The sequence below is a fragment of the Bradyrhizobium sp. AC87j1 genome (genome assembly GCF_002936975.1).
Classification (GTDB): Bacteria; Pseudomonadota; Alphaproteobacteria; order Rhizobiales; family Xanthobacteraceae; genus Bradyrhizobium; species Bradyrhizobium shewense.
Window position 1 is genome coordinate 122,267 of the sequence record NZ_PTFE01000007.1, and the last position, 23,808, is coordinate 146,074.

The following is a 23,808-nucleotide window of genomic DNA, read 5'->3' on the forward strand; positions in this document are numbered from 1 at the left end:
CGCGTTGATGTGCCCTCGCCCCTTGTGGGAGAGGGCAGGGAGGACGGCACACACAAGCTCACTTCGGTGAAGGGTATCTTTCCACACCTTCCCCTGCCGATAGAGACCCCTCATCCGGCGCTTCGCGCCACCTTCTGCCACAAGGGGAGAAGGAAGGCACTGCACTACGGCTGTTCTATGCCGAGCGCTTTACCGGCTTCTTCGCCGGCTTCTTCTTGCTTGTATTCAGCTCCACCGCCGCGCGGATCAGCGCCTTCAACGCCTTCTCGTTGATCTTCTCGCCCTCGCGAATATCGATGGCGCGCCGGACATTGCCCTCGAGGCTGGAATTGAACAGGCCGGCCGGGTCGTCCAGCGCGGCGCCCTTGGCAAAGGTCATCTTCACCACTTCCTTGTAGGTCTCGCCGGTGCAGATGATGCCGTCGTGCTCCCAGACGGGAACGCCGCGCCATTTCCATTCCTCGACGACTTCAGGATCGGCCTGCTTGATCAGGCCGCGGACCCGCGTCAGCATTTCGCCGCGCCAGTCGCCGAGCTCCTTGATCCTGCCGTCGATCAGCTTGGAGGGCGACGGCCCAGTCGCGTCTTTCGTGCTGGTCTTCTTCGCCGCTACTGCCTTCTTCATCGTCTCGCCTCGTGTCACGCGTTGCCGCGGCGGCCGAGATAGGGCAGCGCGAACAGATAGAGCCCGGTCGCCAGCAGCGGGATCAGCGGGACCAGCGCCAGGAAACCGATCCAGACGGCCTGGAGCTGCATGGTCATGGCGACGATGTTGGCGATGACGGCGAGCGTGAAAGCCATCGACAGCCAGCGATGGATCTGACGAATCCGCATGTCCGTGCTCACTGGGGTCTCCTTCTAGAAAATGATTGGAATGGATACGGCCGGCCGGAGCTAGTCACCCCGCGCCAGCACCTCGTCCAGCTTGGCAAGGAACTGCTTCCAGCCGGCATGCGCGCCGCCGTAAGCCTGCTTCTGCGTCGGGCTGAAGCCCGCCTGCTCGACGCGTAAGTGAGTGCCCGCGCCGGTCGGAGTCAGCGTGAAGGTGACGACACTCTTGAGGTCGAACGTGGCGTCCTCATGCGAGAAATTCCAGGTGTAGGCGAGCGTCTTCTGCGGCTCGATGGTGAGCACCTCGCAGTCCAGCACGCCGCCCCATTCGCCGCGAAGATTGAAACGATGACCGACTGACGGCTTGAAGTCGTTCTTCATCAGCCATTCCTCGATCAGATGCGGCTGCGTCAGCGCGCGCCAGAGCCGCTCGGCCGGGAAGGCGAATTCGCGTTCGACGACGACGGAGCGCGTTTCGCTCGAAGCTTCGGTCATTGGTCCATCCTCTTCAGGAGATCGTCGAGTGCGTCGAGCCGCCTCTGCCAAAACCCGGTCATCTGGCTGGTCCAGTCGAGCAGCGGATCGAGCGCGCCGGGCTGCGCGCTATAATGGGTCTGGCGCCCCTCATGGCGGTCACGCACCAGGCCGGCCAGCTTCAACGCGCCGAGATGTTTTGAGACCGCCGGCTGGGAAACGCCAGATCTCACGGTCAGTGCCCCGACGGTCTGCTCTCCCTCGCGGCACAGCCGCTCGAAGATCGCCCGCCTTGTGGGGTCGGCGAGCGTCCGGAACAGGAGGTCGGGGGCGAGGGACATGAAGATCCATAACCAGGGAGTTATGATTTAACTCATAACCGTGGAGTTATGGATAAGTCAAGGGCGTCGAAGAGGATATGGCGCTTGCGTGCGCAAATCTCTCCGCCGTCACTGCGAGGAGCCCTTGCGACGAAGCAATCCAGACTGTCTCGGTGGAGGGATTCTGGATTGCTTCGCGGAGCCTGTCATCGGGCCGCGCCTTGCGCGGACCCGGTGGCTCGCAATGACGGGGATATGGCAGTGCCTCGAGCACACCCCTACGGCCGCAGATACAGATACCCCTGCGACTGCAGCTCAGCCAAACGAACCACACCGCCCTTTTCCGCGCTGACGAAGCCCGGCAGCAGCTCGGTGAGCGTCACGTTCTGCGCCTTCATCGTGTTGCCGCACGCGGCGAGCTCGACGCCGTCCTTGGAGAATTCGCCGACGCGTTTGCTGATGTCGGGGTTGGCCTGCGCCGAGTGGAATGCCTTCAGCGCCGGCCCGTGGATCACCAGCGCGATCGTGACGTGATCAGGACCGCCGACGCCGTCGATGTGGTTCTGGATGTTGCCGAGCACGAAATTGACCTTCTCGGCATCGCTGAGATGGTAGACCACTTTCAGCCTGTTGCCCGCGCCCGCTTCCGTCGCGGCTTTCGCGCTGGAGGCACCGAATGCCGCGCCCAGGGCCGAGATTGCGCTCCACAAGATGTTCCGGCGGTTCATGGCGATCTCCCTCGACTGGACTGAATTCGCCGGAGACATATCATCATTTGTGGCGGAGCGCGGCGAGTTCCTTGCGGTCCGTCACCAGCGAAGCGCACTCGCTGTTGTCGGTGCGGTCGAGGCGGAAAATCCTGTCGTCGGCACCGCCGACCAGCGACTGCTCGGCCTCGTCATCCGGCTTGTTGTTCTGCCAGACGCGGACCCGTTCGAGCCGCACGATCGTCGACTTGTCGTCTTTGGACAGTGCAACGCCGATGCCACCGCCCTCGCAATCGACACCGCAACCGAGGCGAACCTCGTTGCCGTCCTTGGTGAATACGGCGTGGTTACAAGAACCGCTGGAGTCGAAATCGCCGGAGCGATGGCGGTACCTGAAGCCGAGGCGGAAGGAATTGTGCAACTCCTTGTCTTCCCTGTCCAGTTCGGCCGAGATCAGCAGCTTCATCGAAGCGACCTTCTGCTTCGGATGCCGCGCCAGATGCTCCGCATCGTAGCGGCGGACGAAACAGGCATAGGCCTTGTTGCCGGGGGTGCCCGCATACATCCGCGTGTTGAAGGTCTCGGCCTCGGCCTTGCTGGCCTCGCGGATGTCGTCTGCCTCCTCCGCGTGGGCCGCGCTGATGAGTGCGGCAACGGCGAGGGCAGTCAGGAGAGAAAGCTTCATGATGGCCTCGAGCGCAGGAGTTGAGCTGTAGGCTTAGACGCGGCCCAGGTGCGACGCGTTCAACACTCGCAAGTCGCACATGATCGTCGCAGCGCGGAGCGGGATGGATAGTTCCAGGCACGGCGTTAGTCACCGGGAGGGCGAGGAAGGTTCAACCGGTGCGACGCCTTCGCCTTCCGGAACTCGATCCCTGCGAGTCCTTCGACATTGCTCCATTTCATCAATGTGATAGCCTTCACAGACGATCGCCTTTGGCGGTCGTAAGCTGGGGCTGCCTTTGTAGGTTTGTGGAGTCCCCCGCAATGGGCGAAATTCGCAACTTCAGATCCGGAAATCAGGACGGGCCGCCTCCACACGGCCCCATGCCTCGTCGCCTCGCGGCGATCATTGTCGGCGACATCGCTTCCTACAGTCGCATCATGCAGGCCGACGAGGAGGGCACGCATGTCCGCGTCAAGCGGATCGAGCGGGATATCATCCAGCCCAGCATCGTCGAGCACCATGGCACGCTGGTGAAGACGACGGGCGACGGCTTCATCGCAATCTTCGACAGTCCTGTCGAGGCCGTTCGATGCAGCATCGTCATCCAGCAGAATCTCATCGGCCGCAACGCCCCGCTTCCCAAGCATTCACGGCTCGAATACCGGATTGGCGTCAATCTCGGCGACGTCATCGTGGAGCCGGACGATGTCTACGGCGACGGCGTCAACATTGCCACACGCATCGAAGGCATCGCGGAGCCCGGTCAGGTTTATATCTCGGGTGCGATCTACGAGCAGATCAAGCACAAGGTCGTATGCGGCTATGAATCGCTCGGGGACCGCAAGGTCAAGAACATCACCGATCCGGTGCGGGTCTATCGCGTGCTGCCGGACGCAGACGCAGTCGGCAGGACGCGCGGCCGGCGCGAGAGCATCCTGCTCTTTCTTCTGATCATGGCATTGCTGGTGATTGCCGGCTACGTGCTTTGGTACATGCTGGTGCAGCACCGCAGCCAGGTGGGGCAACAGGCTGCCGCTCCTCCGATCGCGGCGCCGTCAGCTTCGCCGATGCCGCAATCCGTTCCGTCGTTACCGAGCCCGACGGTACCGGCGCCTCAAGCTGCACCCGCGGCTTCTCCGTTGCCCACAACGACGCCATCGCCCGCAGCATCGCCTTCACCATCTCCGGCATCCGCTCCATCGGTGACGGCGGTCCGAGAACCCGAGATGATCCCCATTCGGGGCGGCAGCTTTGCGATGGGAAGCAATGACGATCCGACCGAACGTCCTGTCCACCAGGTCACGGTCAAGCCGTTCTCGATCGGCAAATATCCGGTGACCGTGCAGGAATGGAACGAATGCGCGGCTGCAAAGGCGTGCGGCTTCACCGCCACGGGAAAAGACGATGCGCCGGTCAGCAATGTGAGCTGGACCGACGCGCAGCAATATGCCACCTGGCTCGCGCAGGCGACCAAGAAGCCCTACCGGCTTCCGAGCGAAGCCGAATGGGAATACGCCGCGCGTGGCGGCACGAAGAGCAAATATTGGTGGGGCGACAAGCTCCAGCCAGGCATGGCCGGATGCAAGGATTGCGGTGACCTCGCGGCCGAACAGCCGGCGAAGGTCGGCAGCTTCAAGCCAAATCCGTTCGGCCTCCACGACATGGGTGGCGGTATCGATCAGTGGGTCGAGGACTGCTGGCACAGGACCTATCAGGGCGCGCCCACTGACGGCTCGGCATGGAGTGGCGGGGACTGCAGCTCGCACGTTCTGCGCTCGGGCTCGTGGAAGAACGATGCGAGATATGTGAGGCCATCCAATCGCGATGGCTACGATACCAATGTTCGTTACCCCACGCATGGATTCCGCGTCGCGCTCAGTCCGTAAGTCCTGGAGTGGATTTGATGAAGATCATTCATTGTGTCGCACTGGCGACTGCGATCGCAGTGCACCCGGGCGCAGCCTACTCGCAGGGAAAGACGGCCCCAAAGGACGCAAAACTCTATTTCATCACGCCGCACGATGGGCAGAAGGTTCGCGGTGGATTCTGGGTCCGGTTCGGCCTGCGCAACATGGGCGTGACGCATGCCGGCGACGATTACCAGAATGCCGGTCATCATCATCTGCTGGTCGACGTCAACGATCCCATCGATCCCAAGGAGCCGATCCCGCAGGACAAGTCGCACCTGCATTTCGGAGCAGGGCAGACCGAGACCATGCTGGACCTTGCGCCGGGGACTCACACCCTGCAGCTGGTGCTCGGCGACGCCAAGCACTATCCGTTCGAACCGCCGGTCGTGTCGGAGAAGATCACGATACGCGTCAGGTCGCCGGCTTCGGCGCGGAGCAAATGATCACCGCAGACTGGCGTTGATCTTGTCCAGCACGGCCGACCCCGGGCACAGCGTGTCCGCTTCGAGCGTGTTGAGCGGCGTCTCGACCGTGTTGAGATGCTCGTGCAGATCTTCGGCGTCGGGGTCGACATAAAGGAGACCGGTGACGATCTGCCCCTTGGCGGCGTGCCGCGCGAGGAAGGTCTGGGCGCCCAGCCGGTCATGCGGATCGTAGTCGGCGTCGATCTTGCGCAGCGCGATCTTGCTGCCGTCATGCTGCTCGACCATTTGCACCGTGCCCGGCGCGTAGTCCACCGCGATCGGATCGCGGCCGACCAGAACGTCGAGGCGGTTCACGGCGTCGTTGTGCTCGCGGACGTAGTCGAAGCTCTTGGTCGAGCCGGCGTGGTTGTTGAAGGCGATGCAGGGGCTGATGACGTCGATGAAGGAGGCGCCCTTGTGGCGGATCGCGGCCGCGATCAGCGGCACCAACTGGGTCTTGTCGCCGGAGAAGCTGCGCGCGACGAAGGTGGCGCCGAGCTGCAGCGCGATCGCAACGAGGTCGATGGCGTTGTCGGTGTTGGTGACGCCCTTCTTGGACTTCGAGCCGCGGTCGGCGGTGGCCGAGAACTGGCCCTTGGTCAGGCCGTAGACGCCGTTGTTCTCGACGATGTAGGTCATGTTGACGCCGCGCCGGATCGAGTGCGCGAACTGGCCGAAGCCGATCGAGGCGGAATCGCCGTCGCCGGAGACGCCGAGATAGATCAAATCGCGGTTGGCGAGGTTGGCACCGGTCAAGACCGATGGCATGCGGCCGTGCACGGAATTGAAGCCGTGCGAATTGCCGAGGAAATAATCCGGCGTCTTCGACGAGCAGCCGATCCCGGAGATCTTCGCCACCCGGTGCGGCTCGATCGAGAGCTCGTAGCAGGCCTCGATGATCGAAGCCGTGATCGAGTCGTGACCGCAGCCGGCGCACAGCGTCGAGATCTTGCCCTCGTAGTCGCGATGCGTGTAGCCGAGTTCGTTCTTCTTGAGGCCGGGATGATGGAATTTCGGCTTTGCGATGTACGTCATGACACGGCCTTGCGGAGCGGGGTCACCTTGAGGTGATCCTGGTGGTCGCCAATGGCTTTTGCGATGAAACGGGCGGTGATCGGCGAGCCGTCATAGTGCACGATCGGCACGAGGCGCACCGGGTCGATGCCGTTCTCGTTGACGATCAGCTGGCGGAGCTGGCTGTCGCGGTTCTGCTCGACGACGTAGACGAAATCGTGCTCGGCGAGGAAGCTCGCCACGCTCGAATGGAACGGGAAGGCGCGGATACGCAGGCGATCGAGCTGATGCCCGCGCGCTTCCAAAAGGCCGATCGCCTCGTCCATTGCCGGCGAGGTCGAGCCGAAATAGATCACGCCGTATTTGGTCGGCCGTTCCGCATTGGCCTGCAGCGGTCGCGGCACCAGATCCTGCGCGGTCTCGAACTTGCGCATCAGGCGCTGCATGTTGTCGGCGTAGACCGAGCCTTCCTCGGAGTAGCGCGCATAGCGGTCCCGCGAAGTGCCGCGGGTAAAATAGGAGCCCTTGGTCGGGTGCGTGCCGGGATAGGTGCGGTAGGGAATGCCGTCGCCGTCGACGTCGAGATAGCGGCCGAAGTCGCGGCCTTCGTCCAGCATCTCTGATGTCATCACCTTGCCGCGGTCATACTGCTTGGCATCGTCCCACTTCAGCGGACGGCAGAGCCGGTGATTCATGCCGATGTCGAGGTCGAGCATCAGGAAGATCGTGGTCTGGATACGCTCGGCGAGATCGAACGCTGCGGCCGCGAATTCGAAGGCCTCGGCGGGATCCTCGGGGAACAGCAGCACATGCTTGGTGTCGCCGTGCGAAGCATAGGCGCAGGCGATGATGTCGCATTGCTGGGTGCGGGTCGGCATGCCCGTCGAGGGGCCGGCGCGCTGGATGTTCATGATCACGGCTGGGATCTCGGCGAAGTATGAGAGGCCGATGAACTCGGTCATCAGGGAGATGCCGGGGCCCGACGTCGCGGTGAAGGCGCGGGCGCCGTTCCAGGACGCGCCGATGACGATGCCGATCGAGGCCAGCTCGTCCTCGCCCTGGACGATGGCGTATTTCGCCTTGCCGGTCTCAGGATCGTGCCGGTACTTCTTGCAATGGGCGGTGAAGGCCTCCGCCACCGACGAGGACGGCGTGATCGGATACCAGGCGCATACCGTGGCGCCGCCATAGACGGCGCCGAGCGCGGCGGCGCTGTTGCCTTCGATGAAGATACGGTCGCCGACCTTGTCCGACTTTTTCACCCTGAGGCCAATCGGGCATTTCAGATTCTGCAGCGCCCAGTCGCGACCCAGATGTAGCGCGTGGACATTGGAGGAGAGCAGCTTCTCCTTGCCCTTGTATTGCTCACCGATCAGCTGCTCGATCAGCTTCGGGTCCATGTCGAGCAGTGCTGAGAGCGCGCCGAGATAGATGATGTTCTTGAACAGCTGGCGCTGGCGCGGATCGGTGTAGGTCGAGTTGGTGATCGCGGTAAGTGGCACGCCGATCACGGTGATGTCGTCGCGGAATTTGGTCGACGGCATCGGCTTGGTGGAATCGTAGAACAGATAGCCGCCGGGCTCGATGCCGGCGACGTCCTTGTCCCAAGTCTGCGGGTTCATCGCCACCATCATGTCGACGCCGCCGCGGGCGCCGAGATGGCCGTCCTCGGTCACCCGCACCTCGTACCAGGTCGGCAGGCCCTGGATGTTGGAGGGGAAGATGTTGCGTGGGGACACCGGAACGCCGTGGCGCAGGATCGCGCGCGCGAACATCTCGTTGGCGCTGGCCGAGCCCGAGCCGTTGACGTTGGCGAAGCGGACGACGAAGTCGTTTACGCTGCTGATCGGCTTTTTGTCGGGCATGTCGAACCTGCGTGAGTCATCTCGATGAAATATTTCTGCATGTCCCAGGCGCCGGTGGGACAACGCTCGGCGCACAGCCCGCAATGCAGGCAGACATCCTCGTCCTTCACCATCACGCGGCCGGTCTTGAGATCCGAGGAGACGTAGAGGTCCTGGTCCGGATGCGGCGAGGGCGCCTTCAGGCGCTGGCGCAGATCGCTTTCTTCTCCGTTGCCGGTGAAGGTGATGCAATCCATTGGGCAAATGTCGGCGCAGGCATCGCATTCGATGCAAAGCGAGGTCGAGAACACGGTCTGGACGTCGCAGTTCAGGCAGCGCTCGGCTTCGCCCAGCGCCAGCTTGACGTCGTAGCCGAGCTCGACCTCGGCACGGATGTCCTTCAGCGCAATCACCTTGTCGCGATGCGGCACCTTGTAGCGCTTGTCGATCGAGATGTCGTTGTCATAGCTCCATTCGTGGATACCCATCTTCTGCGATGAGACATGCACATCGGGCAGCGGGCGCTCGGTGATGTCATCGCCGGAGAGCATCTTGTGAATCGACAGCGCGGCGTCATGGCCGTGCGCGACCGCCCAGATGATGTTTTTGGGGCCGAACGCGGCGTCGCCACCGAAAAACACTTTCGGATTGGTCGAGACGAAGGTCTTGGGATCGACCTTCGGCATGTGCCATTTGTCGAACTCGATGCCGCAATCCTGCTCGATCCAGGGGAAGGCGTTTTCCTGGCCGACCGCGACCAGCACGTCGTCGCAGGGAATGGTCTGTTCGGGATCGCCCGACGGCACGAGGTTACGGCGGCCTTTGGCGTCATATTCGGCTTTGACGTGCTGGAAGGTGACGCCGATGAGCTTGCCGGCGACGTGCTTGAATGCCACCGGCACCATGTAGTTGAGGATCGGAATATCCTCGTGGAGCGCGTCCTCCTTCTCCCACGGCGAGGCCTTCATCTCCTCGAAGCCGGAGCGCACGATCACCGTGACTTTCTCGCCGCCGAGGCGGCGCGCGGTGCGGCAGCAATCCATCGCGGTGTTGCCGCCGCCGAGCACGATCACGCGCTTGCCGATTTTGTCGATATGGCCGAACGAGACCGAGGCCAGCCACTCGATGCCGATATGGATATTGCTTGCCGCTTCCTTGCGGCCGGGAATGTCGAGCTCGCGGCCGCGCGGCGCGCCGGAGCCGACGAAGATCGCGTCGTATTTCTCCGCGAGCAGCGACTTCATGCTCTCGATGCGGTGGCCGCCTTTGAATTCGACGCCGAGACCCAGGATGTAGCCGGTCTCCTCGTCGATCACCGAGTTAGGCAGGCGGAATTTCGGGATCTGCGTGCGCATCATGCCGCCGGCTTCGGGATCGCCATCGAACACGGTGCAGTGATAGCCGAGCGGCGCCAAATCGCGCGCCACCGTCAGCGAGGCCGGACCGCCGCCGACGAAGGCAACGCGCTTGCCGTTCTTCGGTGAGGGGCGCGGCAGGCGCTGCTTGATGTCGTCCTTGAAATCGGCAGCGACGCGCTTGAGCCGGCAGATCGCGACCGGCGTCTCCTCGACGCGTCCGCGGCGGCACGCCGGCTCGCAGGGACGATCGCAGGTGCGTCCCAGAATTCCGGGAAACACGTTCGACTTCCAATTGATCATGTAGGCGTCGCTATAGCGGCCTTGTGCGATCAGTCGGATGTATTCGGGAACCGGGGTGTGCGCAGGACAGGCCCATTGGCAATCGACCACTTTGTGAAAGTAGTCGGGGGCCGCGATATCGGTCGGTTTCATTCCTACCCTGTCCGCGCAGGCTCAAAGACCCGGCGGCCTCTTCTGAGCTTGGCGAACGCTTAACGCGCTGCGATCTGGTTTCTGAATGACGTCATTGGGTTAGCTTATTAGAACCTTTCCGAAGTACAACGGCAAAGTTCGGCGCGTCCCCGCTTTCATGGGAGCTACGCGCGCACAGCATTAACGGCCGCGCGCGATGCGCGTGCGGTGCAATATGTTGCGATGCAGATATGTTCAGCCGCGCGCGATATCGCTCTTCGCGAGGTCCCACATCAGGCTGTAAGTCCCGACCGAGACGGGCAGCGGGAAGGGCGATGCAGCAGGGCCGGTGAAGCGCTCGACGATCACGGCCGAGACCGCGCCGACATGCGTGCCGTCGATCAGCACGAACCAGTCGCGTGCGCCTTCGTTGCGCACCGCGGGGATGTCCGCGGTCGCGCCCGAGAGCTCCGGCTCGCTCTCCAGCAGATGCATCGAGATGATGCCGTCGCGCTTCTCCGGCGCCAGCTTTTCTTGCAGCGCATCACGCCATGCGCCGGCATTGTCAGCTGAGGGCCGCAGCCGCACGAGGCCGAGCGCAGCGCCGCGGCCGGTGCCGTTGCTGATGGTGATGCGAGCGACGACACGGAGCATGTCCTTGAAATGCGCCATGCTTCGCCGCGACCATTCGGTCTGATTGGCCAGCCGCGCCCGATAGGCGGGACTGTCGAGCACGTCGAGCGTCGCAGTCGAGTACAGCGAGAGATAGTTGGGATTGGCGGCATGCGCGACATAGCGCCGCGCTTCCAGGAAACCGTCGATCGCGACGCGCTCTTCCAGATGTTCGCGATCGTACCAGCGGTTGAAATCGGCCTCATTGGCTGCGTCGATATTCATCGACGTCAGCAGCATGCCCTTTCCGGCGAGCGGCATTTTCTTGTTGTCCTTTTTCGCGCATTAGCGCGCGGCCTTCGACGCAAGGTCGGCAATCGACTTCATGACCGCATCCCTCACGCCGGCATCATAGAGCGAATGTCCGGCTTCTTCCACGAGGCGAATCTCGGAACCCGGCCACACTTTCGCGAGCGCGTGTGATGTCTCAGGAGGGCACAACAGGTCGTAGCGGCCCTGCACGACAATGCCGGGAATCCCGGCGAGCCGGTCCGCGTTCCGCAGCAGCTCGTCTTGGTTCATGAAGGAGTTGTTGATGAAATAATGTGCCTCCATGAACGGCGTCGCCGGCAGCGTGCGCCACACGTTCAGCGACGTCAGGTCCAGCCGCGTCTTGGCCGCCTTGTGCTCCGACAGGGCGCGCTCGGTGTCGTGCCAGGCGCGGGCCGCAGGTCCGTGAATGGCCGGATCGGCATCGAGGATGCGGCGATAATAGGCTTCCACCGGATGCGCGCGTTCCCCAGGCGGCAGCACGCTCAGAAAATCCTCGTAGAGCGCGGGATAGAATTGCGGCAGGCGCACCGTGAAGGCCGTCTCGACCTCGGCCCGCGTGCCGAGGAACGTCGCGCGGAGTGCAATGCCGGAGACGCGCTCGGGATGGGCCTGCGCGTACGCCAGCGCCAGCGTCGCGCCCCAGGAGCCGCCGACCACCATCCAGCGTTCGAAGCCGAACTTGTCGCGGATCATCTCCATGTCCGCGATCAGATGCGCCGTGGTGTTGTGCTCGCGCGATCCCTTCGGCCGGCTGCGGCCGCAGCCGCGCTGGTCGAACAGCACGGCGCAGAAGCGATCAGGGTCGAATAGCCGGCGATGATCGGGCTGGCAGCCGCTGCCGGGCCCGCCGTGCAGGTAGACCGCGGGAATGCCGTCGCTGCGACCGACGCTCTCGACATAGAGCTCATGGCCGTCGCCGACGTCGAGCATGTCGGAGGTCAGCGGCGCAAAGGGATCGGCGCGCCTCGCGGCTGTGCCTGCGTCGGCGTCAGGCCCCATTCTCGGATTCCAGGGTGCCGCCGGCGAAATTGCGGTAGAGGAAGCGATTGGTCTCGCCCTCGGCCTCACGCTCGGCCTGCTTGAAGATGGTCTCGTGCAGCGGCGACAGCGCGCAGGCGGGATCGGTGTTGGCGGCGTCCCCGGTCAGCGCGAAGGCCTGGCAGCGGCAGCCCCCGAAATCGATCTCGCGGAATTCGCAAGACTTGCACGGCTCCTTCATCCAGCCGGTGCCGCGATAGCGGTTGAAGGCCTCGGAGTTCTGCCAGATCCAGGCGATCGAATGGTTGGAGCGGACGGATTCGAAGTCGAGCCCGGTGATGCTCTCGGCGGCGTGGCAGGGCAGCACCTTGCCGGCGGGCGAGATGTTGAAGAACTGCCGGCCCCAGCCGCCCATACACTTCTTCGGCCGCAGCGCGTAGTAGTCCGGCACGACGTAGTCGATGGCGAGCGTGCCCTTCAGCCGCTCGCGCGCCTCCTCGACGATGCGTGTACACTCATCTAACTGCGCCACCGTCGGCATCAGCGCGGCGCGGTTCTTCAACGCCCAGCCGTAATACTGCACATTGGCGACCTCGAGCCGGTCGGCGTCGAGATCGACGGACATCTGGATGATGTCAGGCAGCTGATGCAGGTTCTGCCGGTGCATCACCGCGTTCACGGTGAGCGGCAGATCGAGCTCGCGCGTCCACTTTGCGACCTCGAGCTTCTTGCGGTGCCCGTTCTTGTAGCCGGCGACGCGATCGGCGAGGCCTTCTTCAACGCCCTGGAAACTGATCTGCACGTGGCAGAGCCCGGCATCGGCGAGATCGCTGAGCTTCTCGCGCGTCAGCAGCACGGCCGAGGTGATCAGGTTGGTGTAGAGGCCGACGTCGCTGGCATGCTTGACGAGGTCGACGAGGTCTTTCCGCGCCGTCGGCTCACCGCCGGAGAAATGCACCTGGAGCACGCCGATCTCGGCAAGCTCGCTCAAGACCTTCTTCCATTCCTCGGTGGTCAGCTCCTTGCCGGAGCGATCGAGCTCGACCGGGTTGGAGCAGTAGGGGCATTGCAGCGGACAGCGATGGGTGATCTCGAGCAGCACGGCAAGCGGAATGCCGAATGTTTCCGCCGTCGAGCGCTGCTTCTCCAGCACCGCGAGGCTGTCGCTGGCATCAGGGGGGATCATGGGGTTGCCGAGCACATCGCTCATGACGTCTTCTCCCGGGCCTCCGTGAGAAAGCCCTTGTCGGCGAGATCCTGCAGCATGACGATGACGTCAGCCAGGATCGCCTCGCGTGGAGCTGCGTACTTTGCCGCCAGCTGATCGGAGACATCGCCGACGCTGCGCTCGCCGTTGCAGAGCTGCAGGACCTCGACTGCGATCTCGTCCGGGGCCAGCACGCGTTCTGGCGCCAGGATCACCCAGACCTTCCGCGTCTCGTCATATTTCAGCTTGGCATGCCGCGGCAGCACGGGGCGGCTTGTCTCGCTGACGCTGATGTTCCGCGGCCCGGCCATTGCTTTTGTCCCTCAACTCGCTTTGGGCACGAACGCGCCCGGCGGAATATGGCCCTCGACATAGGCGTGCTGGAGCGCGTCGAGTTGCACCCATAGCACGTTGGTCTTGAAGATCAGCGCGTTGCACACTTGCGCGCGCTGCTCCGGCGTCGTGGCATGCGCCTTGACATAGTCGAGCGCAAAGCCGGCATCGCGCGGCGCCTGCGCCAGGCGGCGCTTGAAGTAGCTCATGATGTCAGGATTGACGAAATCATAGTGCTCCAGCATGCCGGAGATGCGTTCTTCATGCAGATTTGGCGCGAACAGCTCGGTGAGCGAGGAGGCGATCGCCTCCAGCGGGCTCTTCTCGCGGCAGTAGTGGACGTAGGCCTCCACCGCGAAGCGCGTCGCCGGCAGGATGCCTTCGGTCGATTCCACGTAGGCCGTGTCGAGCCCGAGGCCTTCGGTCAGCTTCAGCCAGCGCTCGATGCCGCCCTCGGAGCCGACGTCACCGTCATGATCCTCGATGCGGTGGCGCCATTCCAGGCGCGTGGCGCGGTCGCGGAAACGCGAGATCACCACCGCGTCCTTGATCGGGATCGTGCTCTGGTAATAGTAGCGGTTCAGCGCCCAGGCCTGCACCTGGCCCTTGTTCAGCTTGCCGCCGTGCAGCAGCTTATGGAACGGATGCAGGCTGTGATAGCGCGTCGCCCCGATATGGCGCAGCGTCGCCTCGAGCTCCTCGGCCGAGTTGAGCCTCAGATCCTTGCCGATCGAGAGCGCAGTCATTCCAGTCATTGACGCCGCATTCACAGCACGATCTCCGTTCCATCCGCCGGTATCTGCCAGCCCGCCGCCTCGACGGCCTTGCGCTCGGATGAGGTAGGTAGCAGCGCCGGGTTCGAGTTATTGACATGCAGAAATATCTTCCTGTCGATAGCGAGGTCGGCCAGCCGCGCGATGGCGCCGTCCTCGCCGGACATGGCGACGTGTCCCATGCTCTTGCCGGTCTTGTGGCCGAGCCCGCATTTGATCATCTCGTCGTCCTGCCAGACCGTGCCGTCGAAGAACACCAAAGCGGCGCCGTCGATCTCGGCCTTGAGCGCGTCGGTCACCTCCGCGCAGGCCGCGATGAAGTAGAAACACTTGCCCGTCGCCTTGTCGGTGATCTTCAGGCCCAGCGTATCGCCGTCGCCGCTCGCGCCGCCCGGATGCGCCTTGCCTTCCAGATACCAGGCCGATTTGCCGGGGACTGCGAAAGCCAGCACTTCCAGCCCCGATCGCGCGCCGTCCGGTAGCCGCGGCTCGAACGGCTCGCTGATGTCGATCGGCTGGCGCCGCACGTTCTTTTCGTTCAGTACGTTGAAGATGCTGTTGCTCTTCAGGATCGCCAGCACCTTCTCGTGCGCATAGACCGTGAAGGGCGAGCCCTCGCGCATCGAGAGCAGGCCTGCCACCGCATCCACCTCGCTGTTGGTCAGGATGACGCCCGCGATCGGCGTATGGCGCAGCGCGCCCGCTTTGGGGTGCAGCTGCGGCGTGGCATTCAATTGCTGGCGCAGGTCGGGGGAGGCGTTGATCAGGAACCAGTGCTCGCCGTCGCCGCTGAAGGCGACCGAGGCCTGGGTTCGATAAAGCTCATGGCCACTCGTACGGGCCGCCCGGCAGCCCTCGCAGCCGCAATTCCATTGCGGCACTCCGCCGCCGGCTGCGGCGCCCAGGACGACGACGCGAAGCATGATCCGTCTCCTGGAAGCAACGTCACGAGGTGGATCTCAGGCCGACACGATTTCCCTCATTCGGAAACCGGTCGTGACCGAAAGACCCACCTGCGCTGAACGCAGATCACCAACCGCTTACTTGCGGGTGGCGCTCACATACATGTTGATTTCCATGCCGCAGGGCACTTCGACGATCTTCGGGGCTTTCCAAGCCATTTTGGCACTCCATTTTCGCGAATTCGGACGTATCGCCCACCCGTTAAATTAGTGCGCGCTGAGAAGTTCGCCAGTGAAATTTTCCCGAGAAGCCCATGTTGCGCCGCGAAAAAATCCCTCGGGAACGCTCACTTCTGAGGCGCTGCCTTGCGTTCGGCGCATTCGGTCGCGAACCCTGTCCTGATAAAGCAGTTGTGAGTGCAGTGCAGCTTTCAATCCGGTACAGGCGACCCAACTGGATCTCGATGATGCCCAGATACTACTTCAACACCCGTATCGGCGACGAACTGATCGTGGATCCCGAAGGCGAGGACCTGCGCAACCCCGACCGCGCCTGGGAGGTCGCCCGTCAGATGATCCTGGAGGTGGTGAAATCCGAGGGCACCCAGCGCGCCCTGCTGGATGCCGTGATCGAGGTGACCGACGCCGAAGGCGAGATCGTGCTGGAGTTTCCCTTCACCGAGGCGCTGCTGGACATCCCGGACGCTTCCGCGACGCGGCATTAGCCACTCTTTCCCCGTCATTGCGAGCGCAGCGAAGCAATCCAGAGACTCTCCGCGGAGGCAGTCTGGATTGCTTCGTCGCAAGGCTCCTCGCAAAGACGACGGAGAATGAGGCACCACCCGGCGCCCCGGCGCCTTCGCCCCTGCGAAATCCGCATGGCTTTGCCGCGTTCCCGGGGCTAAAAGACGCCGGTTACACGGAGCAAGCCATGCAAGATCTCTGGCGCCTGTCGGCTGCCGACCTCGCGACCCTCGTCAAGTCCAAAAAGGTGTCCGCCCGGGAGGCGGCCAAGGCCGGGCTCGCCCGTCTGGAAGCCGTCAATCCCCAGCTCAACGCTGTGATCGACCACCGGCCGGACGACGTGCTCAAGCAGGCCGACGCCGTCGATGCCGCCATCGCGCGGGGCGAGGACCCCGGCGTGCTTGCCGGCGTGCCCGTGACCATCAAGGCCAATGTCGACCAGGAGGGCTTTGCCACCACCAACGGCCTCAAGCTCCAGCGCGATTTGATCGCGCGCGAGGACAATCCGGTGGTCGCCAATTTCCGCAAAGCCGGCGCCATTCTGCTTGGGCGCACCAATTGCCCGGCTTTCTCCTATCGCTGGTTCACCACCAATCTCATCCATGGCGACACCAAGAACCCGCGTGACGCCTCGCTGACCCCGGGCGGCTCGTCCGGTGGCGCCGGTTCCGCGGTCGCGGCCGGTATCGGCCATATCGCCCACGGCACCGACATTGCCGGCTCGATCCGCTATCCCGCCTATGCCTGCGGCGTGCACGGCCTGCGCCCCACGCTGGGCCGCATCCCCGCCTTCAACCCGGCGCTGCCGGAGCGCCCGATCGGACCGCAGATCATGGCGGTCTCGGGTCCGCTGGCGCGCACCGTCAACGACCTCAGGATTTCACTGGCCGCGATGTCGGCCCGCGACATCCGCGATCCCTGGTACGCACCAGTGCCGCTGGAAGGCTCAGCACGGGACAAGCGCGCGGCGCTTTGTCTCAATCCTGGCGGCCTTGCGACGACGCCGGAGGTGAAGGCGGCGGTGAGCGACGCCGGCAAGCGGCTGGAGCGCGCAGGCTGGACCGTCGACATCATCGAGGACACGCCGCCGATGCGCGAGGCGGTCGAGTGGCAGATCAAGCTCTGGCTCGGCGACGGCTATGAAGCCCAGCTGGAGATGGCCGAGCGCGAGGGCGATCCCGGTGCGCTGGCGTGCCTGCGCGGCAACCGCGCCAGGGTCACGCCGATGGACCAGGCGAATTACGCCAAGGCGCTGACCCGAAGAGCCACCCTGACCCGTGACTGGATGCTGTTCTTCGAAAAATACGCGGTGCTGCTGACGCCGGTGTCCGGCGAGCTGCCGTTCCCCGATCATCTCGATCGCAAGGACGATGAGTCCTTCAAGCGGGTCTGGGAAGCGCAGCTGCCGCAGATCGCCATTCCCTTCATGGGCCTGCCGGGCCTCGTGGTCTCCACCGGTCTGGTCGGCAAGGCGCCGGTCGGCGTGCACATCGTCTCCGGCCGCTATCGCGAGGATCTGTGCCTGCTCGCCGGCGAAGCGATCGAGGCGGGCGGCGTGCCGCCGTCGCCGATCGATCCCGTGGGTTAGCGATGTCCGCGATTTACGATTTCAAGGCCAACTCGCTTGCGGGTGAGGAGGTTGCGCTCCGCCGCTTCGAGGGGCAGGTGCTCCTGATCGTCAACACCGCGAGCAAATGCGGCTTCACGCCGCAATATCGCGGTCTGGAGGATCTGCATCGCGATCTCTCGCCGCGCGGCTTCTCGGTGCTCGGCTTCCCCTGCAACCAGTTCGGCGCGCAGGAGCCGGGACAGGCGAGCGAGATCCAGGCGTTCTGCTCGACCAATTACGACGTCACCTTTCCCCTGTTCGAGAAGATCGACGTCAACGGCGCCCATGCGCACCCTCTGTATGAGTACCTGAAACACCAGCAATCGGGCCTGTTAGGGGCCTCCATCAAATGGAATTTCACCAAATTCCTGGTGGACCGTGAGGGCCGCGTGGTCGCGCGCTACGCGCCGACCGCACGGCCCGAAGGATTGCGGAATCAAATCGAGACCCTGTTGTGAGCGAGACAATCATGAGCGACGAATTTCCGGACCGCCTGTCGGTCGATCCGAACAGCCCCTATTACAACGCAGACATCCTGGCGCGCGACGTCGGCATCCGCTTCAAGGGCGTCGAGAAGACCAATGTCGAGGAATACTGCATTAGCGAAGGCTGGGTTCGCGTCACCGCCGGCAATGCCAAGGACCGCCACGGCAACCCGCTGACCATCAAGGTGCACGGGCCCGTAGAGCCGTATTTCAGGGATAAGAAATAGTTGAGCCGTCATGCCCGGGCTTGTCCCGGGCATCCACGTTCTTCGTGCGGCAAGACGTGGATGGCCGGGTCAAGCCCGGCCATGACGAGACGAGAGAGTCCGCGAGAAAGCCAAGCCCCATGTCCGTCCGCATCGTCGACGTCCGCGAGATTACCAAGCCGATCTCATCGCCGATCCGCAACGCCTATATCGACTTCACCAAGATGACGACGAGCCTCGTCGCCGTTGTCACCGACGTGGTACGCGACGGCAAGCGCGTGATCGGCTACGGCTTCAACTCCAACGGCCGTTACGGGCAGGGCGGCCTGATCCGCGAGCGTTTTGCCTCGCGCATCACCGAGGCCGATCCGAAGTCGCTGCTGAATGCGGCTGGCGACAATCTCGACCCCGACAAGGTCTGGGGCGCGATGATGACCAACGAGAAGCCGGGCGGCCATGGCGAGCGCTCGGTCGCAGTCGGCACCATCGACATGGCGGTGTGGGATGCGGTGGCGAAGATCGCGGGCAAGCCGCTGTTTCGCCTGCTCGCCGAACGGCACGGCGTCAAAGCCAATCCGCGCGTGTTCGTCTACGCCGCCGGTGGCTATTACTATCCCGGTAAGGACCTCTCGATGCTGCGCGGTGAGATGCGCGGCTATCTCGATCGCGGCTACGACGTCGTGAAGATGAAGATCGGCGGCGCGGCAATCGAGGAAGATCGCACCCGCATCGAGGCGGTGCTGAAGGAGATCGGCAAGGACGCGCAGCTCGCCGTCGACGCCAACGGCCGCTTCAACCTCGAGACCGGCATTGCCTATGCCAAGATGCTGCGCGACTATCCCTTGTTCTGGTACGAGGAAGTCGGCGATCCCCTCGACTACGCGCTGCAGGCCGCGCTCGCCGAATTCTATCCGGGCCCGATGGCCACAGGCGAGAATCTCTTCAGCCACCAGGACGCCCGCAATCTGATCCGCTACGGCGGCATGCGCCCCGATCGCGACTGGCTGCAATTCGACTGCGCGCTGTCCTACGGCCTCTGCGAATACCAGCGCACGCTGGAAGTGCTGAAGACCCACGGCTGGTCCCCCAGCCGCTGCATCCCGCATGGCGGCCACCAGATGTCGCTCAACATCGCAGCGGGATTGGGCTTGGGTGGCAACGAAAGCTACCCCGACCTGTTCCAGCCCTACGGCGGCTTCCCGGATGGCGTTCGCGTCGAGAACGGCCACATCACCATGCCGGACCTTCCGGGCATCGGCTTCGAAGGCAAGTCCGATCTCTACAAGGAAATGAGCGCGCTGGCGGAGTAACCGGCGACGGCGTCTCCAACAACTCGCTGTCGTCCCTGCGAAAGCAGGGACCCATAACCCCAGGGAGAGGTTATGGAGCGAGCTGGTAACTCCGAGTCTTCGCCAAATCCAATCCTGTGGTTATGGGTCCCGGATCGCGCTCCGCTTGTCCGGGACGACGACCGAGTGGGTGGTTACGGCTGAGTGTGCGACTACGCTTGAGCCCACGACTCCGCCACGCTCTCCGCTGTCATGCCCCGGCTTGACCGGGGCATCCAGTACGCCGCGGCGGATACGGCGAGAGCGAATTTTCCAATGTCGGCCTCTGGTATACTGGATCGTCCGCCTGCGGACGATGACAGCGAGTGTGTGGCCTACGACAACCGCATATCCAGCAGCCGCCTTCCTTCGCCCTTCAGCAGCTTCTTCACAGCGCTGGACGCCACGACCTCGCCGTCATTGGCATAGGCTTCGTGGTTCTTCTCGATGTCGTCGAGACGGTAGAGGTAGTTGACCATCACGCCGGCGGATTCCCGCACGCCCTTCGGCGAGAGGTCCCCCAGCCAGTTGATGCGCTCCAGCCTGGCGCCGTTGCCGAGATGGAAGCGGGCGACGGAATCGATAAGCTTGCCCTTCGGCGTGCGCGCCTTGAGGAAGTAGTGCGCCGCGAGCGGCTCGATCACGGCGCGGAGCTGTGCCGTCGTCTCGGGGCTCTCGAACCATTTGGGATCGTCGAGGCGCTTCAGCACCTCGCGGTCCTCGTCCGACAGCGGCAGGTCCTTATCCTGCTTCAGCCATGGCATGAAACCCGGCACCGGCGACAGCGTCACGAAAGTGTCGAGCTTGGGCGTTTCGCGGCGCAGCTCTTCGACCACCTGCTTGATCAGGAAGCTGCCGAAGGAGATGCCGCCGAGACCGCGCTGGGTGTTGGAGATCGAATAGAACACGGCGGTGCGCGCGCGCTCGATCGGCAGATATTGGCGATCGACCGCGAGCAGCGGGGCGATCGCGCCCGGGATCGTCTCGGTCAGCGCCACCTCGACGAAAATCAAGGGCTCGTCGACCATCGCGGGATGGAAGAAGGCGTAGCAGCGGCGGTCGACCGGATCGATGCGGCGGCGCAGATCGTCCCAGTCGGAGATCTCGTGCACGGCCTCGTAGCGGATGATCTTTTCGAGGATGTTGGCCGGGGTCGACCAGTCAATCCTGCGCAGCACGAGAAACCCCCTGTTGAACCACGAAGAGAGAAGATGCGAGACGTCGCGATCGAGCGCGGCGAGATCGGTGTGGCCATTCATCATGCCGAGCAGATCGGCGCGCATGTTGACGAGATCGCCCGTGCCGCCGGGCGCGCGGTTGAGGCGGCGGATCAGCTCCTGCCGCCGCGGCTCCGAGGCGAAATGCAGCGAGCTCGCGTCCTCGTCGCTCGGCGCGGCGCGCCATTTCTCGATCGCCTTGGACAGGCGCTCCCGGTCCGGGCCGAAATCACGCACCAGTCCGTCGAAGAAGGCGCGGCGTCCCGCCGCATCCAGCTCCCGGTAGATGTCGAGCACCTCACGCGCGATGGCGATGCCCGATGCCTCGCCCCGGCCCGACAGCAGCGCGTCGCAGAGATCGATCAGTCCGTCGGCATCCCGTCTGGTGTCGACGGAATCTCCCCGACGAAGCAGCGTGCGGCCGCGCTCGGAGATCGTGGCGAGCAGATCGGAGAAGAAGGCGTTGGCCATCGGGACTTTCGTGTCGGGTTTGTGCGTTGCGGAAGCTTACACGGGATTTGGGCAGAAACCGATCACAATCAAGCGGAGGAATGCGGCAACTTTAGTTGGGCCGTGCGTCTGGGAATAAGGGATGGCGGGTGGAGGTGGGAGCCGACACAACGCGCCGTCATGCCCCGGCTTGACCGGGGCATCCAGTACGCCGCAGCTTCTCGATTCTAGCCGCGCCGGCTCGGCGTACTGGGTCGCCCGGTCAAGCCGGGCGACGACACCGAGTGTGTGGCAAACTCCGTCGGCGTCCGCCCCGTCACCTGGCGGAACGCGGCCGAGAACGCGGGCACGCTGGCATAGCCGAGCTGGGTGGCAAGCTGCTTCACCGACACGCTGGCATCCGTCGAGAGCCGCTGGATCGCCGCGGCGATCCGCGCGCGCTGGCACCAGCTCTTGAAGCTCAGCTGCGTTTCCATCGAGAACAGCCGCGACAGCGTCCGCGCGGAAGTTCCGACCTCGCGCGCGAGCGTGTCGATGTCGTGCAGGCCGGTGGGGTCGTCCAGCACAATCAGGGCGGCGCGGCGGCAGCGCACTTCGCGCGGCAGTGGCACGAAAGTCGCGGAATCCTCAGCCTGGTGCAATTCCAGCATCACGAGGCGAACCAGCAGCTCGGTACGCTCCTCCGTGTTGCGCGCGTCGAACAGCGCCAGGATCGCCTGATTGAGCAGCGGCGACACCCGCACCACGAATTCCCGGGTCAGGCCGTCATAGCGCTGCTCGCGCTTCAGCCAGGACAGGTCGAAATACAGCGTGCGCATCTCGATGTCGGCGAGCAGATCGATGGCATGCTCGAGCCCGGCCGGGACCCAGACGGCGCGGTCCGGCGGCACCAGCCATCGCCCCCCGGGCGTCGTCACCTGCATCGTGCCCTTGGCCGCATAGATCAGCTGCGCCTCGCGGTGCAAATGCGGATCGATCCGCATGCCCTTGGGATAGTCGCGCGCGACCAGGTGCACGCCCGCGGGCGAGCGGTGGTTGCTCCGGACCTCCCTCAGGATTGGCGTTTCCAAGATTGGCGTTTCCAAGATTGGCGTTTCCAAGACAGTCATTGGCAGCATCCCGTCATGGGGAGGACATATAACTCATTTCGGAGCAGGAGAGGATTCGTATGAACAGCCCCAGCCGGGTCATCAGTTTCGTCAACGCAGGCCATTTCATCGACCACTATGCGATGCTGATCTTCGCCGCCGCCGTCATCATCATGGGGCCGGCGCTCGGCATGGCCTATTCGGAACTTTTGCCCTACGCGACACCCGGCTTTGTGGCTTTCGGCGCCGGCTCGCTGCTCACCGGATGGCTCGGCGACCGCTGGAGCCGCCGCCACATGATGCTGATCTTCTTCGTCGGCATCGGAGCGTCCATGATCGCAGTCGGCTTCGTGCAGACCCCGGCGCAGCTCGGCGCGGCGCTGCTGGCGATCGGCATCTTTGCCTCGATCTACCATCCCGTCGGCACCGCCATGATTGTGTCCTATGCCGACCGGCTCGGCCGCGAGATGGGCATCAACGGCGTCTGGGGCAATCTCGGCGTTGCCTCCTCCGCGCTGGTGACAGGCGTGATCGGCCAATATCTCGGCTGGCGTTTCGCCTTCATCGTTCCCGGCATTGTCACGATCCTGATCGGCGTCGCCTTTGCGATGATGGTCGTGCACGAGGACCGCAAGGGCTCGAAGCAGGCGGCGGCGCAGGCGCGGGTGGCAAAACAGGACATGTGGCGCGTGGTGCTGTCGCTGCTGATCGTCGTGATCGCGATCTCCACGACCTTCAACGCCGTCACCGTCGCGCTGCCAAAACTGTTCGCGGAGCGTCTCGCCGATTTGACCAAGAGCCCGGCGCTGCTCGGCGTCATCGCGGCCTGCGTCTACGTGTTCGGCGCGATGACGCAGTACACGATCGGCCGGTTGCTCGACCGCTACTCGCTGAAGACGGTGGCGTTGCCGCTGTCCTTCATGCTGGCGCCGTTCCTCTATCTCGCCGCCAGCCTGAACAATCTGCCGCTGATCCTGGTCTCGATCGGCATCGCCATGGGTGCGTTCGGACAGGTCACGGTGAACGATGCCATGGTCGGCAAGTACACCAGCGAGGAATGGCGCTCGCGCGCCTACGCGGTTCGCTATTTCATCGGCTTCACCGCAGCCGGCGCCTCGGTCGGCCTGGTCGCCTGGCTCTACGAGCAGGGCGGCTTCGTGACCATGCTGCACGCCTTCGCCGCGCTCTGCCTGCTGGCGATCGCAGCGGCGATCATCCTGCCCCGCGAGATCAGGACGCCGCAGCCGGTGTGAGGGCTCCGTGTCCCGGACCAGCGCAGCGAAGCGGAGCGCAGAGCCGGCAACTGTTATTGGGGGCCGGCCTTCAGGTACGGTTTCCTGTCGCGCATCATAGCGTTAAGGACCGTTAGCAGCTTCCTGGCAACGGCAATGAGGGCGAGCTTGGCCGGTTTGCCGACCTGTCGCAATCTTTCATAGAAGGCCTTGAACGGATCGGCCCGTCGAACCGCGTTGAGAGCAGCCATGTAGAGAGCGTCGCGAACGCGCTTTCGACCGCCGGCGATCTTGCGTTTGCCACGGAAGGC

The 23,808-nt window shown here is 64.0% G+C and carries 27 protein-coding genes; 8 read left to right on the top strand and 19 right to left on the bottom strand.

The window, feature by feature from the left end:
* Positions 1 to 175: 175 nt before the first annotated feature.
* From CV770_RS06875 to CV770_RS06905, 6 genes are all read right to left on the bottom strand, one after another.
* The gene (locus CV770_RS06875) at positions 176 to 625 is read right to left on the bottom strand and encodes a DUF1801 domain-containing protein (protein WP_104461768.1); all 450 of its coding nucleotides are present in this window, start codon (positions 623 to 625) and stop codon (positions 176 to 178) included.
* A 14-nt stretch (positions 626 to 639) separates the two neighbouring features.
* Positions 640 to 834, bottom strand: a complete 195-nt coding sequence (locus CV770_RS06880) for a hypothetical protein (protein WP_085967818.1) — start codon at positions 832 to 834, stop codon at positions 640 to 642.
* A 60-nt stretch (positions 835 to 894) separates the two neighbouring features.
* Positions 895 to 1,326 (bottom strand): SRPBCC family protein, encoded by a 432-nt coding sequence (locus CV770_RS06885; RefSeq protein ID WP_104461769.1) that lies wholly within the window; start codon positions 1,324 to 1,326, stop codon positions 895 to 897.
* On the bottom strand, positions 1,323 to 1,646 hold the full coding sequence (locus CV770_RS06890) for an ArsR/SmtB family transcription factor (protein ID WP_028145658.1): 324 nt from the start codon (positions 1,644 to 1,646) through the stop codon (positions 1,323 to 1,325). The genes CV770_RS06885 and CV770_RS06890 overlap by 4 nt, the downstream gene beginning before the upstream one ends.
* 257 nt (positions 1,647 to 1,903) lie before the next feature.
* Complete coding sequence (locus CV770_RS06900) at positions 1,904 to 2,353, bottom strand: DsrE family protein (RefSeq protein WP_104461771.1); 450 nt, start codon at positions 2,351 to 2,353, stop codon at positions 1,904 to 1,906.
* Between the two features lie 43 nt (positions 2,354 to 2,396).
* Positions 2,397 to 3,017, bottom strand: coding sequence for a hypothetical protein (locus CV770_RS06905; RefSeq protein WP_104461772.1), 621 nt, complete (start codon positions 3,015 to 3,017; stop codon positions 2,397 to 2,399).
* 302 nt (positions 3,018 to 3,319) lie between these two features.
* On the opposite strand from CV770_RS06905, the gene CV770_RS06910 reads away from it, so the two are divergent.
* Entirely contained in the window at positions 3,320 to 4,885 is a 1,566-nt protein-coding gene (locus CV770_RS06910) for an SUMF1/EgtB/PvdO family nonheme iron enzyme (protein WP_104461773.1), read from the top strand.
* Positions 4,886 to 4,902: 17 nt separating this feature from the next.
* On the top strand, positions 4,903 to 5,352 hold the full coding sequence (locus tag CV770_RS06915) for a DUF4399 domain-containing protein (RefSeq protein WP_091966351.1): 450 nt from the start codon (positions 4,903 to 4,905) through the stop codon (positions 5,350 to 5,352).
* On the opposite strand, the gene CV770_RS06920 is transcribed toward CV770_RS06915, so the two are convergent.
* The 10 genes from CV770_RS06920 to pqqA form a co-directional block, all read right to left on the bottom strand.
* Positions 5,353 to 6,408, bottom strand: a complete 1,056-nt coding sequence (locus CV770_RS06920) for a 2-oxoacid:ferredoxin oxidoreductase subunit beta (protein ID WP_018318541.1) — start codon at positions 6,406 to 6,408, stop codon at positions 5,353 to 5,355.
* The gene (locus tag CV770_RS06925; protein WP_201759727.1) at positions 6,405 to 8,252 is read right to left on the bottom strand and encodes a 2-oxoacid:acceptor oxidoreductase subunit alpha; all 1,848 of its coding nucleotides are present in this window, start codon (positions 8,250 to 8,252) and stop codon (positions 6,405 to 6,407) included. The genes CV770_RS06920 and CV770_RS06925 overlap by 4 nt, the downstream gene beginning before the upstream one ends.
* Positions 8,222 to 10,021, bottom strand: a complete 1,800-nt coding sequence (locus CV770_RS06930) for an FAD-dependent oxidoreductase (protein ID WP_104461775.1) — start codon at positions 10,019 to 10,021, stop codon at positions 8,222 to 8,224. Before CV770_RS06930 ends, CV770_RS06925 begins: the two co-directional genes overlap by 31 nt.
* A gap of 234 nt (positions 10,022 to 10,255) precedes the next feature.
* Positions 10,256 to 10,933 carry a DUF4286 family protein gene (locus CV770_RS06935; protein WP_104461776.1) on the bottom strand — a complete coding sequence of 226 codons (678 nt, stop codon included), beginning with the start codon at positions 10,931 to 10,933 and terminating at the stop codon, positions 10,256 to 10,258.
* A 24-nt stretch (positions 10,934 to 10,957) separates the two neighbouring features.
* Positions 10,958 to 11,944, bottom strand: coding sequence for a prolyl aminopeptidase (pip, locus tag CV770_RS06940; RefSeq protein WP_091966347.1), 987 nt, complete (start codon positions 11,942 to 11,944; stop codon positions 10,958 to 10,960).
* Complete coding sequence (gene pqqE / locus CV770_RS06945) at positions 11,934 to 13,133, bottom strand: pyrroloquinoline quinone biosynthesis protein PqqE (protein WP_091966346.1); 1,200 nt, start codon at positions 13,131 to 13,133, stop codon at positions 11,934 to 11,936. Before pqqE ends, pip begins: the two co-directional genes overlap by 11 nt.
* Entirely contained in the window at positions 13,130 to 13,441 is a 312-nt protein-coding gene (pqqD, locus tag CV770_RS06950; protein ID WP_091966345.1) for a pyrroloquinoline quinone biosynthesis peptide chaperone PqqD, read from the bottom strand. Before pqqD ends, pqqE begins: the two co-directional genes overlap by 4 nt.
* Before the next feature lie 12 nt (positions 13,442 to 13,453).
* A complete protein-coding gene (pqqC, locus tag CV770_RS06955; protein ID WP_210317904.1) occupies positions 13,454 to 14,209 on the bottom strand; it encodes a pyrroloquinoline-quinone synthase PqqC in 756 nt (251 codons plus the stop codon).
* 20 nt (positions 14,210 to 14,229) lie between these two features.
* Positions 14,230 to 15,159 carry a pyrroloquinoline quinone biosynthesis protein PqqB gene (gene pqqB / locus CV770_RS06960; protein ID WP_104461777.1) on the bottom strand — a complete coding sequence of 310 codons (930 nt, stop codon included), beginning with the start codon at positions 15,157 to 15,159 and terminating at the stop codon, positions 14,230 to 14,232.
* Between the two features lie 117 nt (positions 15,160 to 15,276).
* Positions 15,277 to 15,357 carry a pyrroloquinoline quinone precursor peptide PqqA gene (pqqA, locus tag CV770_RS06965; RefSeq protein WP_007595659.1) on the bottom strand — a complete coding sequence of 27 codons (81 nt, stop codon included), beginning with the start codon at positions 15,355 to 15,357 and terminating at the stop codon, positions 15,277 to 15,279.
* Positions 15,358 to 15,605: 248 nt separating this feature from the next.
* On the opposite strand from pqqA, the gene CV770_RS06970 reads away from it, so the two are divergent.
* The 5 genes from CV770_RS06970 (at position 15,606) to tarD (ending at position 19,492) form a co-directional block, all read left to right on the top strand.
* The gene (locus CV770_RS06970) at positions 15,606 to 15,863 is read left to right on the top strand and encodes a DUF6894 family protein (protein ID WP_026202038.1); all 258 of its coding nucleotides are present in this window, start codon (positions 15,606 to 15,608) and stop codon (positions 15,861 to 15,863) included.
* A 206-nt stretch (positions 15,864 to 16,069) separates the two neighbouring features.
* Positions 16,070 to 17,470 carry an amidase family protein gene (locus CV770_RS06975; protein WP_104461778.1) on the top strand — a complete coding sequence of 467 codons (1,401 nt, stop codon included), beginning with the start codon at positions 16,070 to 16,072 and terminating at the stop codon, positions 17,468 to 17,470.
* Between the two features lie 2 nt (positions 17,471 to 17,472).
* Complete coding sequence (locus CV770_RS06980) at positions 17,473 to 17,949, top strand: glutathione peroxidase (RefSeq protein ID WP_104461779.1); 477 nt, start codon at positions 17,473 to 17,475, stop codon at positions 17,947 to 17,949.
* An 11-nt stretch (positions 17,950 to 17,960) separates the two neighbouring features.
* Positions 17,961 to 18,203 (top strand): DUF3297 family protein, encoded by a 243-nt coding sequence (locus CV770_RS06985; RefSeq protein WP_038950952.1) that lies wholly within the window; start codon positions 17,961 to 17,963, stop codon positions 18,201 to 18,203.
* Positions 18,204 to 18,322: 119 nt separating this feature from the next.
* Positions 18,323 to 19,492 (top strand): D(-)-tartrate dehydratase, encoded by a 1,170-nt coding sequence (gene tarD, locus CV770_RS06990; protein ID WP_104461780.1) that lies wholly within the window; start codon positions 18,323 to 18,325, stop codon positions 19,490 to 19,492.
* A gap of 353 nt (positions 19,493 to 19,845) precedes the next feature.
* Here the strand turns inward: tarD and CV770_RS07000 are convergent, their stop codons facing one another.
* On the bottom strand, positions 19,846 to 21,198 hold the full coding sequence (locus CV770_RS07000; protein ID WP_104461782.1) for a malonyl-CoA decarboxylase: 1,353 nt from the start codon (positions 21,196 to 21,198) through the stop codon (positions 19,846 to 19,848).
* 206 nt (positions 21,199 to 21,404) lie between these two features.
* Entirely contained in the window at positions 21,405 to 22,295 is an 891-nt protein-coding gene (locus CV770_RS07005; RefSeq protein WP_201759728.1) for an AraC family transcriptional regulator, read from the bottom strand.
* Positions 22,296 to 22,345: 50 nt separating this feature from the next.
* On the opposite strand from CV770_RS07005, the gene CV770_RS07010 reads away from it, so the two are divergent.
* Positions 22,346 to 23,518: an MFS transporter gene (locus CV770_RS07010; protein ID WP_104461783.1), complete on the top strand. Its 1,173-nt coding sequence runs from the start codon at positions 22,346 to 22,348 to the stop codon at positions 23,516 to 23,518.
* Positions 23,519 to 23,571: 53 nt separating this feature from the next.
* Here CV770_RS07010 and CV770_RS07015 read toward each other — a convergent pair.
* On the bottom strand, positions 23,572 to 23,808 hold a 237-nt coding region (locus CV770_RS07015), incomplete at its 5' end, for a transposase (RefSeq protein WP_146101253.1).

Coding starts and splice junctions, on each gene's coding strand:
- CV770_RS06875 (WP_104461768.1), bottom strand. CDS start 625: ATGAAGAAGGCAGTAGCGGCGAAGAAGACCAGCACGAAAGACGCGACT.
- CV770_RS06880 (WP_085967818.1), bottom strand. CDS start 834: ATGCGGATTCGTCAGATCCATCGCTGGCTGTCGATGGCTTTCACGCTC.
- CV770_RS06885 (WP_104461769.1), bottom strand. CDS start 1,326: ATGACCGAAGCTTCGAGCGAAACGCGCTCCGTCGTCGTCGAACGCGAA.
- CV770_RS06890 (WP_028145658.1), bottom strand. CDS start 1,646: ATGTCCCTCGCCCCCGACCTCCTGTTCCGGACGCTCGCCGACCCCACA.
- CV770_RS06900 (WP_104461771.1), bottom strand. CDS start 2,353: ATGAACCGCCGGAACATCTTGTGGAGCGCAATCTCGGCCCTGGGCGCG.
- CV770_RS06905 (WP_104461772.1), bottom strand. CDS start 3,017: ATGAAGCTTTCTCTCCTGACTGCCCTCGCCGTTGCCGCACTCATCAGC.
- CV770_RS06910 (WP_104461773.1), top strand. CDS start 3,320: ATGGGCGAAATTCGCAACTTCAGATCCGGAAATCAGGACGGGCCGCCT.
- CV770_RS06915 (WP_091966351.1), top strand. CDS start 4,903: ATGAAGATCATTCATTGTGTCGCACTGGCGACTGCGATCGCAGTGCAC.
- CV770_RS06920 (WP_018318541.1), bottom strand. CDS start 6,408: ATGACGTACATCGCAAAGCCGAAATTCCATCATCCCGGCCTCAAGAAG.
- CV770_RS06925 (WP_201759727.1), bottom strand. CDS start 8,252: ATGCCCGACAAAAAGCCGATCAGCAGCGTAAACGACTTCGTCGTCCGC.
- CV770_RS06930 (WP_104461775.1), bottom strand. CDS start 10,021: ATGAAACCGACCGATATCGCGGCCCCCGACTACTTTCACAAAGTGGTC.
- CV770_RS06935 (WP_104461776.1), bottom strand. CDS start 10,933: ATGCCGCTCGCCGGAAAGGGCATGCTGCTGACGTCGATGAATATCGAC.
- pip (WP_091966347.1), bottom strand. CDS start 11,944: ATGGGGCCTGACGCCGACGCAGGCACAGCCGCGAGGCGCGCCGATCCC.
- pqqE (WP_091966346.1), bottom strand. CDS start 13,133: ATGAGCGATGTGCTCGGCAACCCCATGATCCCCCCTGATGCCAGCGAC.
- pqqD (WP_091966345.1), bottom strand. CDS start 13,441: ATGGCCGGGCCGCGGAACATCAGCGTCAGCGAGACAAGCCGCCCCGTG.
- pqqC (WP_210317904.1), bottom strand. CDS start 14,209: ATGACTGCGCTCTCGATCGGCAAGGATCTGAGGCTCAACTCGGCCGAG.
- pqqB (WP_104461777.1), bottom strand. CDS start 15,159: ATGCTTCGCGTCGTCGTCCTGGGCGCCGCAGCCGGCGGCGGAGTGCCG.
- pqqA (WP_007595659.1), bottom strand. CDS start 15,357: ATGGCTTGGAAAGCCCCGAAGATCGTCGAAGTGCCCTGCGGCATGGAA.
- CV770_RS06970 (WP_026202038.1), top strand. CDS start 15,606: ATGCCCAGATACTACTTCAACACCCGTATCGGCGACGAACTGATCGTG.
- CV770_RS06975 (WP_104461778.1), top strand. CDS start 16,070: ATGCAAGATCTCTGGCGCCTGTCGGCTGCCGACCTCGCGACCCTCGTC.
- CV770_RS06980 (WP_104461779.1), top strand. CDS start 17,473: ATGTCCGCGATTTACGATTTCAAGGCCAACTCGCTTGCGGGTGAGGAG.
- CV770_RS06985 (WP_038950952.1), top strand. CDS start 17,961: ATGAGCGACGAATTTCCGGACCGCCTGTCGGTCGATCCGAACAGCCCC.
- tarD (WP_104461780.1), top strand. CDS start 18,323: ATGTCCGTCCGCATCGTCGACGTCCGCGAGATTACCAAGCCGATCTCA.
- CV770_RS07000 (WP_104461782.1), bottom strand. CDS start 21,198: ATGGCCAACGCCTTCTTCTCCGATCTGCTCGCCACGATCTCCGAGCGC.
- CV770_RS07005 (WP_201759728.1), bottom strand. CDS start 22,295: ATGCTGCCAATGACTGTCTTGGAAACGCCAATCTTGGAAACGCCAATC.
- CV770_RS07010 (WP_104461783.1), top strand. CDS start 22,346: ATGAACAGCCCCAGCCGGGTCATCAGTTTCGTCAACGCAGGCCATTTC.